Raw genomic sequence first — 14,763 nt, forward strand, 5'->3', positions numbered from 1 at the left:
CACGAGCCGGCTCGTATCGGTGCGCGACCGGGGCAGCCGATCGAGGCTGGCCGTGCCGAACTCGCGGCGATGTGACCAGATCGCCCGCAAAGCCATGCGTGGAGCGGCTTTCGGGCTACGTGGCCTACATTTTGTTGCAAACCTTGCGTGATCGAAACGTGACTTTTGCGTCTCGAGTTGCTATGGTTTATTGCGCATCGCAACAACCCGGACATGGTGTCCCGCGGGCAATCTGCCCCGCGCCAGGGCCTCGCCACTCGGCGTCGGGCTCATCTCTTGCCGTGTCCTTCATCGTTCAGGCCGCCGATGCCGGCCGCTCCGATTCAACCGCTCACCCTGGCATACATGTCACAGATCGCCACGCCACCAACAGCCGTACCGTTTACCTTGCCCTGCGCCGGGCCGGAGGCCCGTCGCCGCGCCGCGCGCGCGGCGGCAGGGATCGCGGCCTGGCTTGGCGGCGGGGCGCTGGCACTGTGCGCGATGGCGGCCCATGCGTTCGACTTCGACACGGTCGCATCGCGCGCGCGTCAGCTGGCGGCCTCGCCTTACAAGGCGCCGGCGCCGAACCTGCCGCGCGAATTACGCGAACTGACCTACGAGCGCTACCGCGAGATCGAGTACAAGCCCGAGCGCTTCGCGTGGCGGGGAACGCGTTCGCCGTTCGAGCTGTCGTTCTTCCACGAGGGCATGGTGTTCGACCAGCCCGTGCGCATCCATGAAGTGGTGGGCAACAGCGTGCGGGAATTCCGCTTCGACCCCTCCGCGTTCAACTACGGCCCGCACAAGGTCGATGCCGCCAAGCTGAAAGGGCTGGGCTACGCCGGCTTCCGCATCCTGTATCCGCTCAACCAGGGCAAGCGCAAGGACGAACTGGCCTCGTTCCTCGGCGCCAGCTACTTCCGCGCGCTCGGCAAGGACCAGTGGTACGGGCTCTCGGCGCGCGGCCTGGCGGTGGATACCGCGCTCAACTCGGGCGAGGAATTCCCGCGCTTCGTCGAATACTGGATCGAACGCCCCGGCGCCAATGCCAAGGAAATCACCATCTATGCGCTGATGGATTCGCGCCGCATGAGCGGGGCGTACCGCTTCACCATCAAGCCCGGCGCGGAGACCGCCATGGAGGTCAAGTCGCGCCTCTACCTGCGCGAGAACGTGACCAAGCTTGGCCTCGCGCCGCTGACCAGCATGTACCTGTACGGCGAGAACCAGCCGTCGCCGGCGCAGGATTTCCGCCCGGAAGTGCACGACTCGGACGGCCTGTCGATCCACCTGGGCACCGGCGAATGGGTCTGGCGTCCGCTGGTCAATCCCAAGCGGCTGCTGGTGACGTCGTTTGCGGCGACCAATCCGCAGGGCTTCGGGCTGATGCAGCGCGACCGCAGCTTCAACAGCTACCAGGAGATCGGCGCGTGGTATGAGCGCCGGCCCAGTGGCTGGGTGCAGCCGCGCGGCAACTGGGGCTCGGGCCGGGTCGAGCTGGTGCAGATCCCGACGCCGGACGAGACCAATGACAACATCGTCGCGTACTGGGTGCCAGACAACCCGCCCAAGCCCAAGCAAGCCTTCGACTACGAATACCGCCTGCTGTGGCAGAAGGACGGCGAACAGGAGCCGCCGCTGTCGTGGGTGACCCAGACCCGCCTGGGCCAGGGCCAGACCCGCAGCAAGGAGGACATGAGCTTTTCGCTGGTGGTGGACTTCGAAGGCCCTGCCTTCCGCAGGCTGCCGGCGGACGTGCGCATCGACCCGGTGGTTTCGGCCGATGCCAACGGCGAGCTGTTGAAGACGTCGGTGCAGCGCAATGACGCGACCGGCGGCTGGCGCATGACCATGCTGATGCGCCGCAAGGACGAAACCAAGCCGGTAGAGTTGCGCGGCTATCTTCGCAACGGCAATACAACCCTGTCCGAGACGTGGAGCTACATCTTACCCCCCGCCTAAAGCAGCGACCGGCCCAGGCGGCGGCATGCGAGCGCTATCTCGACCGCCTGCCCGTATCGCCTGAAGTGCGCAGCGAACTGCTGGCCGACAGCGCCAGCCTGGCCGCAGCGGCGGCACCCGTCACGCCGCTGGCTTCGGTGACCCCGGTGATCCCGGTCACGACCGATGGCCGCGACGCGCAGGAGGCAATCACGCGCCTGCAGTCGCGCCTGGCCGGCAAGGAAGCGCCGCCGGCGCACGGCAGCAGCGCCTATGCCTCGGTGCAGCGGCGCTTCGCCATGGCCTACGGCAATCCGCAGGTCGGCGGCGCGCCGCTGCTGCGCCGGCGCGAAGACGGCACCGTGAAGGCGGACACCGGCCCCGCGCCCGAGCGCAGCTCGATGGTGCCGCGCCAGTGGCCGCCGCATATCGTCACCGGCTGGGTGCGCAACACATGGCGCCGCATGCTGGGCCGCGCGCCGGTGCCCGAGACGTGGGACACCCTGCACGACGGGCCCGACGCCGAAGGCAAATGGCATCCCGCCGGCTCGCACCGCCGCTGGGTGCTGCTGGGCCTGGTCGGAATCCAGACCGCGCTGGCCACGTACTTCATGACCAGCGTGCTGCCGTATCACGGCACCGATCCGCTCGAGATTGCCATCCTGGTCCTGTTTGCCATCCTGTTTTCGTGGGTGTCGGCCGGCTTCTGGACCGCCATGATGGGCTTCCTGGTGCTGGCCAAGGGCGGCGACAAGCATCTGATCTCGCGCTCGGCGGTGCCGGGCCGGCCTGACGCGCCAATCGCGGCCGAGGCCCGCACCGCGATCATCATGCCGATCTGCAATGAAGACGTGACGCGCGTCTTCGCGGGCCTGCGCGCCACCTATGAATCGCTGTCGCGCACGCCGCACCTGTCCAACTTCGATTTCATCGTGCTGTCGGACAGCGGCAATCCGGACCTGCGCACGGCCGAGCACGATGCCTGGATGGAGCTGTGCCGCGCCGTCGGCGGCTTCGGCCGCATCTTCTACCGCTGGCGTCGCCACCGGGTGAAGCGCAAGACCGGCAACGTGGCCGATTTCTGCCGCCGCTGGGGCAGCAAGTACCGCTACATGGTGGTGCTCGACGCCGACAGCGTGATGAGCGGCGACTGCCTGGCCACGCTGGTGCGGCTGATGGAAGCCAATCCCGGCGCCGGCATCATCCAGACCGCGCCGCTGGCGGTGGGCCGCGAGACGCTGTATGCGCGCGTGCAGCAGTTCGCCACGCGCGTGTACGGGCCGCTGTTCACCGCCGGGCTGCACTACTGGCAGCTGGGTGAATCGCACTACTGGGGCCACAACGCCATCATCCGCGTCAAACCGTTCATCGAACACTGCGCGCTGGCGCCATTGCCGGGCCGCGGCCCGCTGTCGGGCGAGATCCTGTCGCACGATTTTGTCGAGGCCGCGCTGATGCGCCGTGCCGGCTGGGGCGTGTGGATTGCCTACGACCTCGAGGGCTCGTACGAAGAGCTGCCGCCCAACCTGCTCGACGAAGTCAAGCGCGACCGCCGCTGGTGCCAGGGCAACCTGATGAACTTCCGGCTGTGGCTCAAGCAGGGCTTCCACGTGGTGCACCGCGCGGTGTTCCTGACCGGGATCATGGCGTACCTGTCGGCGCCGCTGTGGCTGCTGTTCCTGCTGCTGTCGACGGCGATGCTGGCCAAGCACGCGCTGGTGCCGCCGGAATACTTCACGCAGCAATACCAGCTGTTCCCGACCTGGCCCGAGTGGCATCCCGAAAAGGCGCTGGCGCTGTTCTCCGCCACGGCCACGCTGCTGTTCCTGCCCAAGCTCGCCAGCGTGGCGCTGCTGATGAAGCAGGCGCGGCGCTACGGCGGCGCGGTGCAGCTCTTTGCCAGCATGCTGATCGAGGTGCTGCTGTCCGCGTTGCTGGCGCCCACGCGCATGCTGTTCCATACCAAGTTCGTGATCGCCGCGTACAGCGGCTGGGGCATTTCGTGGAAATCGCCGCCGCGCGAAGATGCCGAGACTACCTGGGGCGAGGCCTTCCGCCGCCACGGCTGGCATACCGCGCTGGGGCTGGCGTGGGGCCGGCTGGTGTACTGGCTGAACCCGTCCTATGTGCTGTGGCTGCTGCCGATCGTCGGCTCGCTGGCGTTGTCGATCCCGCTCTCGGTGATGCTGTCGCGGGTGTCGCTGGGCCGCGCTTCGCGCAGCGCGGGGCTGTTCATGATCCCGGAAGAAACGCTGGTGCCGCGCGAGATCGTCGAAACCCAGCAGCATGTCGAAAACGCCGCCGAAACGCCGAACTTCGTCGACGCCGTGGTCGACCCGGTCACCAACGCGCTGATGTGCGCCACCGCGACGCCGCGCGTGGTGCAGCCGGAATCGGCACGCCAGCGCCACCAGAGCCTGGTCGAGCATGCGCTGACGCACGGGCCGCGCGCGCTCACGCCGGCGCAGAAGCATGTGTTGCTCGGCAATCCGTTCGCGCTGGCGCGGCTGCATGAGCTGGTGTGGGGCTCGCCGCTGGCCGACGCCGGCTGGAAGGACACGCGCATGCTGGTGCGGCGCGCCGCCAACGTGGTGCCGCTGCGGCCGCGCGCCGCATGAGACGTGTTGTTGCCTGAAAAAAAACGGCCCGCAGCAGCGGGCCGTTTTTGTTGGCACTGGCGCGCGCGGGTCAGCGCAACGCTGCGCTGCAGATCGGGCCGTTGATATAGACGTCGCCGATGCGGCGCTCGCCGCGGTCCTTGCGGGTCATGTAGCGGAACAACATGCTGACGCCGAGCTTGGTCAGGATCTCGACATCGCGGTTGGCGCAGATATTGCGCTGCAGCGGCGCGGCGTAGTTGACCTCGAAGCTGGCCAGGTCCAGCATCGGTCCGCGGTAGTTGGTCAGCTCCAGCTGGAACAATACGTGTTTGCCCGGGACCGACTGGCAGCGGCGCAGGCGGGTTTCGCCGTCGATTTCGATCGGCAGGGCATCGTTGAGCTGGCGGCAGGCGCGCGCCAGCACGTTGTCAGGGCCGGTGGCGTTGCGCAGCAGTTCCGGCACGCCGGCGGCGCCGGTGTTCTGGCCGGTGGCCGCGCCCTTGAGCATGCGCGCCACCGGGTCGGCGTCGTCGACCGCGGGCACCAGCAACGGCACGCTGGCATTGCGCAACTGCGCCGGCGCCGCCTTGGCCGTCAGGGGCGGCGCCAGCAGCAGCACGGCCGCGAAAGCGGCGGCGCCTAGCGAAGCGGAAAGCGGCGTTTGTCGTATTCTCATGCAGGCTAATGTTGCGAGGACCTGTACTGTCGTCCCTCTCTGCGAGGCCGACGTCGAGTCTTACGCCGACAGGCTGGCATTGTACCCTCCACGCCGGCGCGCATGAAAGTCGCGCTCCCCATGCATCGTCACGCTGCTGCGTTGCAAGGCCCGTGAATATCACTGCGTGACCTAACTATTTACCAATCCCATGCAGGCTAATGTTGCGAGGACCTGTACTGTCGTCCCTCTCTGCGAGGCCGACGTCGAGTCTTACGCCGACAGGCTGGCATTGTACCCTCCACGCCGGCGCGCATGAAAGTCGCGCTCCCCATGCATCGTCACGCTGCTGCGTTGCAAGGCCCGTGAATATCACTGCGTGACCTAACTATTTACCAATCCTGCGAGGTTTGCCAGCTTTGCCTGGTCCGGCGTTGGCGATGGCGTCCGGCGCGCCGGCATTCTGCGCGATACGTTCCGGGCCATCTTCGCCGGCGCCCGGCCGCGTTGGTTATGTTGTGCAACAATTGCCCACGCCGCGTTTCCCTGCCTGGCTGCTGATCTGCGGCTCGCTGATGGCGATCGCGCCGCTGTCGATCGACATGTACCTGCCCAGTTTCCCGACGCTGGCGCGGGACCTGGGCGTCGACATCGGCCAGGTCCAGCTGACACTGGGTACCTTCCTGGTCGGGCTGGCGCTCGGACAAGCCTTCTATGGTCCCTTCAGCGACCGCTTCGGGCGCAAGCCGCCGCTCTATGTGGGGCTGTGCCTCTACGTGGCCGCCGCCGTCGGCTGCGCGCTGGCGCGCAACGTCGAATCGCTGATGCTATGGCGCTTCCTGCAGGCACTGGGGGGCTGCGCCGGCATGGTGATGGCGCGGGCGGTGATCCGCGACCGGCTCGAGGCGCATGAATCGGCGCGGGCGTTTTCCTCGCTGATGCTGGTGATGGGAGTTGCGCCGATCCTGGCGCCGATCATCGGCGGCGCGGTGCTGACCGTCTCGGGCTGGCGCGCCATCTTCTGGGTGCTGGCGGGGGCCGGCCTGCTGATCCTGCTGCTGGTCCATCTGCGCATGGAGGAATCGCTGGACCGCCGCCATGCGGCGCCGCTGCGGCTCGGCACCGTGGCCCGCAGCTACGCGGAACTGCTGCGCGACCGCGAGTTCCTGGGTTATTCGCTGGCGGCCGGTTTCGGTTCGGCGGGCATGTTTGCGTATATCTCGGGCTCGCCGTTCGTGCTGATCGAGCTCCACGGCATCGCGCCGTCGCACTATGGCTTTGTGTTCGGCGCCAATGCACTGGGACTGATCACGATGTCGCAGCTCAATGCCCGGCTGGTGCGCGGGCGTTCGCTCGATCAGGTGCTGGGTGCCACGCTGCTGGCGGCGCTGGCCGCGGGGATGGTGCTGGCGCTGGCCGCGCTGGCGGGGATGGCGGTGCTGCCGGTGCTGCTGGGCGGGTTCTTCGTCTTTATCGGTGCGCTGGGCTGCGTTTCGCCGAACGCCTCGGCGCTGGCGCTGGCGCACCAGGGGCATCGCGCCGGCACCGCTTCGGCGCTGATGGGCACGCTGCAGTTTTCGCTCGGCACGCTCGGCGGCGCCGCCGTCAGCGTATGGCGCGACGGCAGCGCGCTGCCGCTGGGCGTGGTGATGGCGGCCTGCGGCGCCGGCGCGGTGCTGATGCGCCATTACGGGCGTTCAGGCGCACACGCGCGCCCGGGCGCCCGCTGAAGCCGCGCCGCGCCAGTTCAGGCGGCCTGCTGTGCCGCGGCTTGCTCCGCGCCGGCGTGCGGCACCCCGGCCTGTTGCACCACCACCATGTGCGCCGGCATCGGCGCGGCGTAGCCGGCCTGGCCAAAGCACTCCCGGATGACGCGGTTGGTGTCGAAATAGACTTGCCAGTAATGATCGTTATGGCAATAGGGCCGCACCGCCAGCACCGGACCGACCAGCGTGAACTCGAGGATTTCGACATCGACCGGCGGCTCGGCCAGCACGTTGGGGATCTCGGCAATGCGGCTCTTCAGCAGCGCCACCGCATCGGCCACGTCGGTGCTGGCGGCCAGCTGCACTTTCAGTTCCACGCGCCGGAACGCATTGGCGGTGAAGTTCTGGATGGTGTCGCTGAAGATCTTGTTGTTGCCGATCACCGTCTGGACATTGTCCGGCGTATCCAGCGTGGTCGCGAACAGGCCGATTTCGCGCACGGTTCCGGCCACGCCGCCGATGGTGACGAAGTCGCCCACCTTGAACGGCCGCAGTACCACCAGGAAGGCGCCGGCGGCGAAGTTCGCCATCAGCCCCGACCAGGCCATGCCGATGGCCACGCCGGCGGCGGCGATCAGCGCCGCAAAGGTGGTGGTCTGGATGCCGAAGTAGCCGAGGATGCCGATCACCAGCACCACGTTCAGCGTCACGGTGACGATGGAGCCGACATAGCGCAGCAGCGTCGGATCGACCTTCTGCTTGCCGAGCGCGTTCTGCACCAGGCGCACGACAAAGTGGATCAGCCAGCGGCCAATGACCCAGAAGGCGAGGGCCGCCAGGATCTTGACGCCGAATTCGGTGGCGTAGGAGACCACCAGGGTCTTGAGGTTGTCGAAGGTAGAGGCGTCCATCGGCGTAATCCTTTGGTGTGGGTGTAACCGGCCAGCCGCCGACCCAACATCCTCCGAACCAGCCGGCTGCGGCGTGCGAGCCCCTGCGCGTTGCGCGCAATTCCCGGGCACGGGAATTATTGAGAGGCCGCGTGCGGAAGCGCAAGCAAATAATTGTTAAGACAAGCCGCATGGCACGGCTCGTCTGTTTATATCGGAAATGGGCTGGCGCGTATTACCAGTTGGTTTCGCGCTCGGGGGTGGCGGAAATCCGGTGCAGCGTCAGGTCGGCCCCGTTGAACTCGCCCTCGGCGTCGAGGCGAATGCCCACCAGCCGCTTGAGCGTGCCATAGACCAGCGTGCCGCCAGCCAGCGCCACGACGATGCCGAGCAAGGTGCCGAGCCACTGCGCGCCAAGCGAGACCCCGCCAAGGCCCCCCAGCGCCTTCGCGCCGAAGATGCCGGCGGCGATGCCGCCCCAGGCGCCGCAAAGCCCGTGCAGCGGCCACACGCCAAGCACATCGTCGATATGCCACTTGTTTTGCGCCAGCGTGAACATAGAGACGAACAGCGCGCCGGCCACGGCACCCGTGACCAGCGCGCCCAGCGGATGCATCAGGTCCGAACCGGCGCATACCGCCACCAGGCCGGCCAGCGGCCCGTTGTAGACGAAGCCTGGATCGTTGCGTCCGGCCAGCCAGGCGGCCAGCGTGCCGCCGACCATCGCCATCAGCGAATTGATCGCTACCAGGCCGCTGATCTTGTCGACGGTCTGCGCGCTCATCACGTTGAAGCCGAACCAGCCCACCGCAAGAATCCAGGCGCCCAGCGCCAGGAACGGGATGTTCGAGGGCGGATGCGCGCTGATGCGGCCGTCTTTCTGGTAGCGGCCGCGGCGCGCGCCCAGCAGCAGCACTGCCGGCAGCGCGATCCAGCCGCCCAGCGCATGCACCACCACCGAACCGGCGAAGTCGTGGAAGGGCGCGCCGGCCACCCGCGCGATCCAGTCCTGCACGCCGAACCGCTGGTTCCACACCATGCCCTCGAAAAACGGGTAGACAAAACCCACCAGCACGAAGGTGGCGACCAGTTGCGGATTGAAGCGCGAGCGCTCGGCAATACCGCCGGAGATAATCGCCGGAATCGCCGCGGCAAAGGTCGCCAGGAAAAAGAACTTGACCAGTTCGTAGCCATTTTTCTGGACCAGCGTTGCGGCCCCGGAAAAGAACTGCACGCCGTAGGCAATGGTGTAGCCGATAAAGAAATAGGCGATGGTGGAAACCGCGAAATCCACCAGGATTTTTACCAACGCATTGACCTGGTTTTTCTTGCGCACCGTGCCGAGTTCGAGGAACGCAAAGCCGGCGTGCATGGCCAGCACCATGATGGCGCCAAGCAGGATAAACAGCGCGTCGGTGCCGGTCTTCCAGTTGTCCATAGTGACCTCATGCTCAAAATGGGCGCACCAGTATGCAAAAAGCGTTCCACAGACGGCTGCATCCTGGTGCCGCTTGCACCGTGCCGGGTAAAAAGCCGCACCGGCATGCCGCACGCGGCCCGAGGTCCTGGGACGCGCGGCCGTCGGGGCGCTGCCGGCAGCGGGGCAAGCCTGCGCCAGAATGAGCCGGCGAGGTGCGTCCGATGATCCGTTGTGGTGCGTCGCCCCAATTGGGGGAATCTGTCCTATGCTGATTAGTTTTGAGGTCACTATTCCGGGCGCCCGCTCCCGGCGCAGTGGCGGGCCGGCAAAAAGCGGCGGCGGCAAGCGCGAACAGGGGTGGAAATTGCCCGCTAACCGGCCTCAAGCAAGGATTTGCGGGTTTTTTTGTCGCATTGGTGCCACTGGGGATTGCTCTACGCGCGAAGGGCAGATTAGACTGCGCCGATCGATGGCCTGCCGCGAGGCACGCACATCGGTGACGACGACCAACAAGGGAAATCAGCCATGAATAAAGGTGAACTGGTATCGGCCATCGCCGCGGAAGCAGAATTGAGCAATGCCGCCGCCGAGCGTGCGCTCAACGCAGCGCTGGACAGTATCAAGAAGGCAGTGGCAAAGGGTGATTCTGTAACGCTGGTGGGTTTCGGCAGCTTCAGCGCCGGCAAGCGCGCTGCCCGTACCGGCCGCAATCCGCGCACCGGCGAAACCATCAAGATTCCGGCCGCCAAGACGGTCAAGTTCTCGGCAGGCCAGGGTTTCAAGGACGCCGTGAACAAGAAAAAGTAAGCAGTTTGCGTCCATAGCGAAAGAAGCGGCCTGGCAGGCCGCTTTTTTTTATGCGCCGGATACGCCCGCTGCGCCGGCACGGCGGTTGCCGACGCAACGCCATGCCAGCCGGCAACGGCGCGGCGATCCGGGTTAAACTGCCGGCGCCCGCAGCCGGCAATCCCGCCCCCGCAATCTTCGTATCCCGCATCATGAATGACCTGTCCCACCAGCTTTCCATGACCGTGCTGATGACGCCGGACATGGCCAACTTCTCCGGTAACGTCCACGGCGGCACCATCCTCAAGTACCTGGATATGGTGGCCTATGCCTGCGCCAGCCGCTACGCCGGCCGCTACGTGGTCACGCTGTCGGTAGACCAGGTGGTGTTCCGCCAGCCCATCCACGTGGGCGAGCTGGTGACCTTCCTGGCATCGGTCAACTACACCGGCCGCAGCTCGATGGAGATCGGCATCAAGGTGGTGACCGAGAACATCCGCAGCAAGCTGGTGCGCCATACCAACAGCTGCTATTTCACCATGGTGGCGGTGGACGACAACGGCACCCCCGCCGAGGTGCCGCCGCTGGAGCCGCGCGACGAGGTCGAGCGCCAGCGCTTTGCCGCCGCGCAGCAGCGTCGCGCGCTGCGCCAGGAAATGGAAAAGCGCCACGGCGACATCAAGTCGTCGGTGAACTGAATGCCGATGCGCGCTACAGCCATGAGGTCCTGCCACCAACTCGTTCGCATCCTGTTGGCCGCCGCCTGCGCCAGCGCCGCCGCGGGTGCCAGTGCCGAGGAGATCGGCAGCGTCAGCACCAATTTCCGCATGACCGGTTCCGACAAGGTCGTGATCGAAGCCTATGACGATCCGCAGGTGGACGGCATTACCTGCTACGTGTCGCGCGCCCGCACCGGGGGCATCAAGGGCCAGCTCGGCATGGCGGAAGACCCGCCCGAGGCCTCGATCGCGTGCCGGCAGGTGGGCCCGATCGGCTTCAAGGCGCCGATCAAGCAGCAGGACAATGTGTTTTCCGAGCGCATGTCGATCCTGTTCAAGGCGCTGCACGTGGTGCGCGCGGTCGACCGCAAGCGCAATACCCTGGTCTACCTGACGTATTCGGACCGCATCGTCAGCGGCAGTCCCCAGAACAGCGTGACTGCCGTACCGGTGCCGGCCGGCACGGTGATTCCGGTGAAGTAGCCCAGGTCGGCCATCCGCGGCGGAACTACGGCGCCAGCGCCGCGCTTTCCGCCTGGCAATCGCGCGATGGCCGCGCTCCCGCGGCGCGCGCGGCAGCCACTTCACTGCGTGCCCGCTCCAGGTCGGCGCGGAAGGCGGGATCGGCATGCAGGCGCGCCACCGTCGCTGCCGCCATGGTGCGGCCCGCATTGACATCGCTCTGCCAGTGCACGTTGCAGACCACGCGGCTTTGCCCGAAGGCCCGGCCGCGCGCCAGCAGCTCATTGGCGCGCGCGGGCTCGATCTCGGTCAGGATCAGCGCCCAGGCCCAGCCGATGGCGCTGTGGCCGGACGGGTAGGAGCCATCCTTCTCCAGCTTGGCGGCCTCGGCCTGCGTGCACATCGGGGTCTTGGTGGCCACGAAGGGGCGGGTGCGCTGGTAATGGTCCTTGGCCTTGTACGTGGACAGGCCGGCATCGACCAGGCTGCGGCGCAGCAGCATGTTCAGGTAAGGCGTGTCCTTGTCGCTGACGGGCACGCCCAGCGCGCAGGAGAAGGTGCTGGCCGCCTGCGGGAAGGTCAGCACGGCATCGTCGGCAGCCAGCTGCCAGCGCGGCGAACCCCGCAACGGACCGGCCTGGCGCGCGGATTCTTCATCGAGCGCCAGCGCCGCCGAACCCTGCGCCGGCGGCGCCGACAGCAGCCTCAGGCTGTCGGGGCGCGCCTCGGCGGCGAGGTAGCCGGCCGGCATTCCGGGACGCAACTCGGGCACCGCGGACAGGTTGGTGCCGCCGGCGGCGCAGCCGGCCAGCAGCGCGGCGAGCGCTGCCGCGCCAAGCGCCAGCATGGGTTGGGAGCGGGAGGAATCCGGCTTGGCTTGGTCCGTCACTTTGTCTTCCTGATGAGGGCTCGGATCGATGCGGTCGCGCCGCCGTGGCTTACGTGGCGGCGTCGAACAGCTTGCGAAGGTTCGATTTCATGATCTTGCCATTGGCATTGCGCGGCAGCATCTCGTGGAAAATCAGGATACGCACCGGCACCTTGAACGCTGCCAGCCGCTCGCGCACGAAATCCTGCAGCCCGGCTTCGCTCGCCTGCATGCCCGGCTTCAGGCTGACCACGGCAGCCGGCTCCTCGCCCAGGGTCCGGTGCGGCAGCCCGACCACCGAGGCGTCCATGACCGCGGGGTGCTCGTACAGCGCGCTTTCCACCTCGATGCAGTAGATGTTCTCGCCGCCGCGGATCAGCATGTCCTTCATCCGGTCGACGATATAGACGTAGCCTTCTTGGTCCAGCCGGGCAATGTCGCCGGTGCGCAGCCAGCCGTCGACAAAGGTCTGGGCGGTGGCCTCGGGCTTGTTCCAGTAGCCGCGCACGACGTTGGCGCCGCGCGCCATCAGTTCGCCGGTTTCACCGGGCGGCAGCGCCTGGCCGCGGCCGTCCACCACTTTCATTTCGCCGATCGGCAGCGCCGGGCCGCTGCTGTCCGGGCGCGTCACATATTCTTCGGCGCTGTGGCTGGTGAAGGTGGACGAGGTTTCCGTCATGCCCCAGCCAATGCCGGGCGCGGCCATGGGGAACACCTCGCGGATGCGCCGGACCAGTTCCGGCGAGGCCGGCGCGCCGCCGTAGTTGATGTTCTCGAGCGACGACAGGTCGAAGCGGCCGCGCTCGGGATGCTCCAGGATCTGCCATGCGATGGTCGGCACGCCGCCGGCCGCGGTGCAGCGCTCGCGTTCGATCAGCTCCATGCCGCGCAGCGCGTCCCAGCGGTGCAGCAGCACGATCTTGCCGCCGGTGGCGATGGCGCCGTTGAGCACCGCCATGCAGCCGGTGACGTGAAAGAACGGCACTGCCAGCAGCATCGATTTTTGCGGCGCGGCCGGATCCGGCGCCGGGATCGGTTCGCCCCGGCGCAGCAGGTTGCGCAGCGGACTGAAGCCACCGGCCACCGCCACCGAGGTGGAGTTGCGATGCGTGCCGAGCGCACCCTTCGGCTTGCCGGTGGTGCCGGAGGTATAGAAGATGGTGGCGTCGTCGTCGGGGTCGATGTCGACCGCAGGCGGCGCCTGCTGCGGCAGCGCCGCCCAGCTCGCCGAAGCGCCGATCACGCTTTCCAGCGCCGTCACGCGCGGCTCGGCCGGGGCAGCGCCGGCGCGCGAGACGTAGATGCGTTCCAGCGCCGGACAGCCCGGCAGGTGTTCGAGGATGCGGTCGAGTCGCTCCGCATCGACGATCGCGATGCGGCTGCCGGAATCGGCCAGGCCATATTCCAGCTCCTGGCCGGTCCACCAGGCATTGAGCGGAGTCACGATGGCGCCGGCCAGCAGCGCACCGTAGAACGCCACCGGCCATTCGGGCAGGTTGCGCATGGCCAGCGCCACGCGGTCGCCCTTGCGCACGCCGTCACGCACCAGCGCGTGGGCCATGGCGATGGCAGCGCGCACAAACGCATCGTAGGAGACGCGTTCGTTCTCGTACACCACGAAGGTGCGCCCGGCGAACGCGCGCGTGGCCAGCAGCAGCTCACGCAGCGTGGGCGGCGCGTTCTTCCAGACCGTGGTGGGGATGCCGCGGATCACGCGCGTCTCGGTTTCGAACGGCGCGCCCGGCGCGGTCAGGCGGGCGTGCGCCTCGGCCAGCGACATGACCGGCCAGGTGCCGGCCGACTGCGGATTGCTCGACATGGACTGCCTCCCGGAACTGCACTGCAGGTTGAGGGAAATGCAGGAAGGCGGCCGGCGCAGTTGGCGCCGGCCGCCTGGCAACGCTTGCGTCAAAGGCTCAGATGGTCACGCCGCCGTCCACCACCATGGCCTGGCCGGTCATGAAGGTGCTGGCCGCCGAGGCCAGGAACACGGCCGCGCCGGCGATCTCGATGGGTTCGCCGATGCGGCGCAGCGGGGCGCCCTGGGTGGACTGCTTGTAGCGCTCGGGATCTTCCCACAGCGCGCGCGCGAAGTCGGTCTTGATCAGCCCGGGCGCGATGCAGTTCACGCGCACATTGTGCGGCCCGAACTCGACCGCGAGGTTGCGCGCCAGCTGGAAGTCGGCGGCCTTGGAAATGTTGTAGACGCCGATGGTGGGCGAGCCGCGCAGGCCGCCGATCGACGACACGATGATGATCGAGCCATCCTTCCGGTCGATCATCTGCGGCGCCACCATCTGGATCAGCCAGTGGTTGGAGATGACGTTGTTGTCCAGCACCTTGCGGAACTGGTCGTCCGATACGCCGCTCATCGGCCCGTAGTACGGGTTGGACGCGGCATTGCAGACCAGCACGTCGATCTTGCCGAAGGCACGGTTGGTCTCGTCGACCAGCCGCTGCAGGTCGTCCTTCGAAGAGATGTTGGCCGGGACCGCGATCGCGGTGCCGGCACCATGGCGGTCGTTGATGGCATCCACTACTTCCTGGCAGGCCTCGGCCTTGCGCGAGGAAATCACGACCTTGGCGCCCTGTACGGCCATCTGCTCGGCGATGGCGCGGCCGATGCCGCGCGAAGAGCCCGTGACGATGGCAACCTTGCCCGTCAGATCGAACAATGACATGGAGTCTCCTGTATGGCTGCGCCGGCGTCAGCGCTGCTGCCCGGCTTGTGCTG

The 14,763-nt window shown here is 67.3% G+C and carries 12 protein-coding genes; 6 read left to right on the forward strand and 6 right to left on the reverse strand.

Annotated features, from left to right (window positions below):
* The first annotated feature begins 345 nt into the window (after nt 1-345).
* Both CBM2586_RS22775 and mdoH read left to right on the forward strand, forming a co-directional pair.
* Nucleotides 346-1,944 carry a glucan biosynthesis protein G gene (locus CBM2586_RS22775; protein ID WP_115691428.1) on the forward strand — a complete coding sequence of 533 codons (1,599 nt, stop codon included), beginning with the start codon at nt 346-348 and terminating at the stop codon, nt 1,942-1,944.
* A complete protein-coding gene (gene mdoH, locus CBM2586_RS22780) occupies nt 1,917-4,541 on the forward strand; it encodes a glucans biosynthesis glucosyltransferase MdoH (protein ID WP_115689947.1) in 2,625 nt (874 codons plus the stop codon). Before CBM2586_RS22775 ends, mdoH begins: the two co-directional genes overlap by 28 nt.
* Before the next feature lie 70 nt (nt 4,542-4,611).
* On the opposite strand, the gene CBM2586_RS22785 is transcribed toward mdoH, so the two are convergent.
* Complete coding sequence (locus CBM2586_RS22785) at nt 4,612-5,199, reverse strand: hypothetical protein (protein WP_115689949.1); 588 nt, start codon at nt 5,197-5,199, stop codon at nt 4,612-4,614.
* 554 nt (nt 5,200-5,753) lie between these two features.
* Here CBM2586_RS22785 and CBM2586_RS22790 point away from each other — a divergent pair.
* Entirely contained in the window at nt 5,754-6,908 is a 1,155-nt protein-coding gene (locus tag CBM2586_RS22790; protein ID WP_240991486.1) for a Bcr/CflA family multidrug efflux MFS transporter, read from the forward strand.
* Nucleotides 6,909-6,925: 17 nt separating this feature from the next.
* Here CBM2586_RS22790 and CBM2586_RS22795 read toward each other — a convergent pair whose 3' ends face one another.
* Together CBM2586_RS22795 and CBM2586_RS22800 are read right to left on the reverse strand one after the other, a co-directional pair.
* A complete protein-coding gene (locus CBM2586_RS22795; RefSeq protein ID WP_115689953.1) occupies nt 6,926-7,795 on the reverse strand; it encodes a mechanosensitive ion channel family protein in 870 nt (289 codons plus the stop codon).
* A gap of 214 nt (nt 7,796-8,009) precedes the next feature.
* A complete protein-coding gene (locus CBM2586_RS22800) occupies nt 8,010-9,212 on the reverse strand; it encodes an ammonium transporter (protein WP_115664568.1) in 1,203 nt (400 codons plus the stop codon).
* Between the two features lie 507 nt (nt 9,213-9,719).
* On the opposite strand from CBM2586_RS22800, the gene CBM2586_RS22805 reads away from it, so the two are divergent.
* From CBM2586_RS22805 to CBM2586_RS22815, 3 genes are all read left to right on the forward strand, one after another.
* Nucleotides 9,720-10,001 (forward strand): HU family DNA-binding protein, encoded by a 282-nt coding sequence (locus CBM2586_RS22805; protein ID WP_010814166.1) that lies wholly within the window; start codon nt 9,720-9,722, stop codon nt 9,999-10,001.
* Nucleotides 10,002-10,192: 191 nt separating this feature from the next.
* On the forward strand, nt 10,193-10,678 hold the full coding sequence (locus tag CBM2586_RS22810; RefSeq protein ID WP_012355963.1) for an acyl-CoA thioesterase: 486 nt from the start codon (nt 10,193-10,195) through the stop codon (nt 10,676-10,678).
* Nucleotides 10,679-10,699: 21 nt separating this feature from the next.
* Nucleotides 10,700-11,182 carry a CreA family protein gene (locus CBM2586_RS22815; RefSeq protein ID WP_115664565.1) on the forward strand — a complete coding sequence of 161 codons (483 nt, stop codon included), beginning with the start codon at nt 10,700-10,702 and terminating at the stop codon, nt 11,180-11,182.
* A 25-nt stretch (nt 11,183-11,207) separates the two neighbouring features.
* On the opposite strand, the gene CBM2586_RS22820 is transcribed toward CBM2586_RS22815, so the two are convergent.
* From CBM2586_RS22820 to CBM2586_RS22830, 3 genes are all read right to left on the reverse strand, one after another.
* Nucleotides 11,208-12,008, reverse strand: a complete 801-nt coding sequence (locus CBM2586_RS22820; protein ID WP_115689955.1) for an acid phosphatase — start codon at nt 12,006-12,008, stop codon at nt 11,208-11,210.
* A gap of 91 nt (nt 12,009-12,099) precedes the next feature.
* Nucleotides 12,100-13,848, reverse strand: a complete 1,749-nt coding sequence (locus CBM2586_RS22825; protein WP_115689957.1) for a class I adenylate-forming enzyme family protein — start codon at nt 13,846-13,848, stop codon at nt 12,100-12,102.
* A gap of 97 nt (nt 13,849-13,945) precedes the next feature.
* Nucleotides 13,946-14,710, reverse strand: a complete 765-nt coding sequence (locus CBM2586_RS22830; protein WP_115664558.1) for an SDR family oxidoreductase — start codon at nt 14,708-14,710, stop codon at nt 13,946-13,948.
* Nucleotides 14,711-14,763 lie beyond the last annotated feature (53 nt).

Origin of the sequence: Cupriavidus taiwanensis, from assembly GCF_900250115.1 — a bacterium.
GTDB lineage: Bacteria > Pseudomonadota > Gammaproteobacteria > Burkholderiales > Burkholderiaceae > Cupriavidus > Cupriavidus taiwanensis_B.

Bases quoted from the DNA above. Each gene is read 5' to 3' on its own strand.
- CBM2586_RS22825 (WP_115689957.1), bottom strand. From the start codon at position 13,848: ATGTCGAGCAATCCGCAGTCGGCCGGCACCTGGCCGGTCATGTCGCTG.
- CBM2586_RS22830 (WP_115664558.1), bottom strand. From the start codon at position 14,710: ATGTCATTGTTCGATCTGACGGGCAAGGTTGCCATCGTCACGGGCTCT.
- CBM2586_RS22795 (WP_115689953.1), bottom strand. From the start codon at position 7,795: ATGGACGCCTCTACCTTCGACAACCTCAAGACCCTGGTGGTCTCCTAC.
- CBM2586_RS22775 (WP_115691428.1), top strand. From the start codon at position 346: ATGTCACAGATCGCCACGCCACCAACAGCCGTACCGTTTACCTTGCCC.
- CBM2586_RS22810 (WP_012355963.1), top strand. From the start codon at position 10,193: ATGAATGACCTGTCCCACCAGCTTTCCATGACCGTGCTGATGACGCCG.
- CBM2586_RS22800 (WP_115664568.1), bottom strand. From the start codon at position 9,212: ATGGACAACTGGAAGACCGGCACCGACGCGCTGTTTATCCTGCTTGGC.
- CBM2586_RS22805 (WP_010814166.1), top strand. From the start codon at position 9,720: ATGAATAAAGGTGAACTGGTATCGGCCATCGCCGCGGAAGCAGAATTG.
- CBM2586_RS22815 (WP_115664565.1), top strand. From the start codon at position 10,700: ATGAGGTCCTGCCACCAACTCGTTCGCATCCTGTTGGCCGCCGCCTGC.
- CBM2586_RS22820 (WP_115689955.1), bottom strand. From the start codon at position 12,008: ATGCTGGCGCTTGGCGCGGCAGCGCTCGCCGCGCTGCTGGCCGGCTGC.
- CBM2586_RS22785 (WP_115689949.1), bottom strand. From the start codon at position 5,199: ATGAGAATACGACAAACGCCGCTTTCCGCTTCGCTAGGCGCCGCCGCT.
- CBM2586_RS22790 (WP_240991486.1), top strand. From the start codon at position 5,754: ATGGCGATCGCGCCGCTGTCGATCGACATGTACCTGCCCAGTTTCCCG.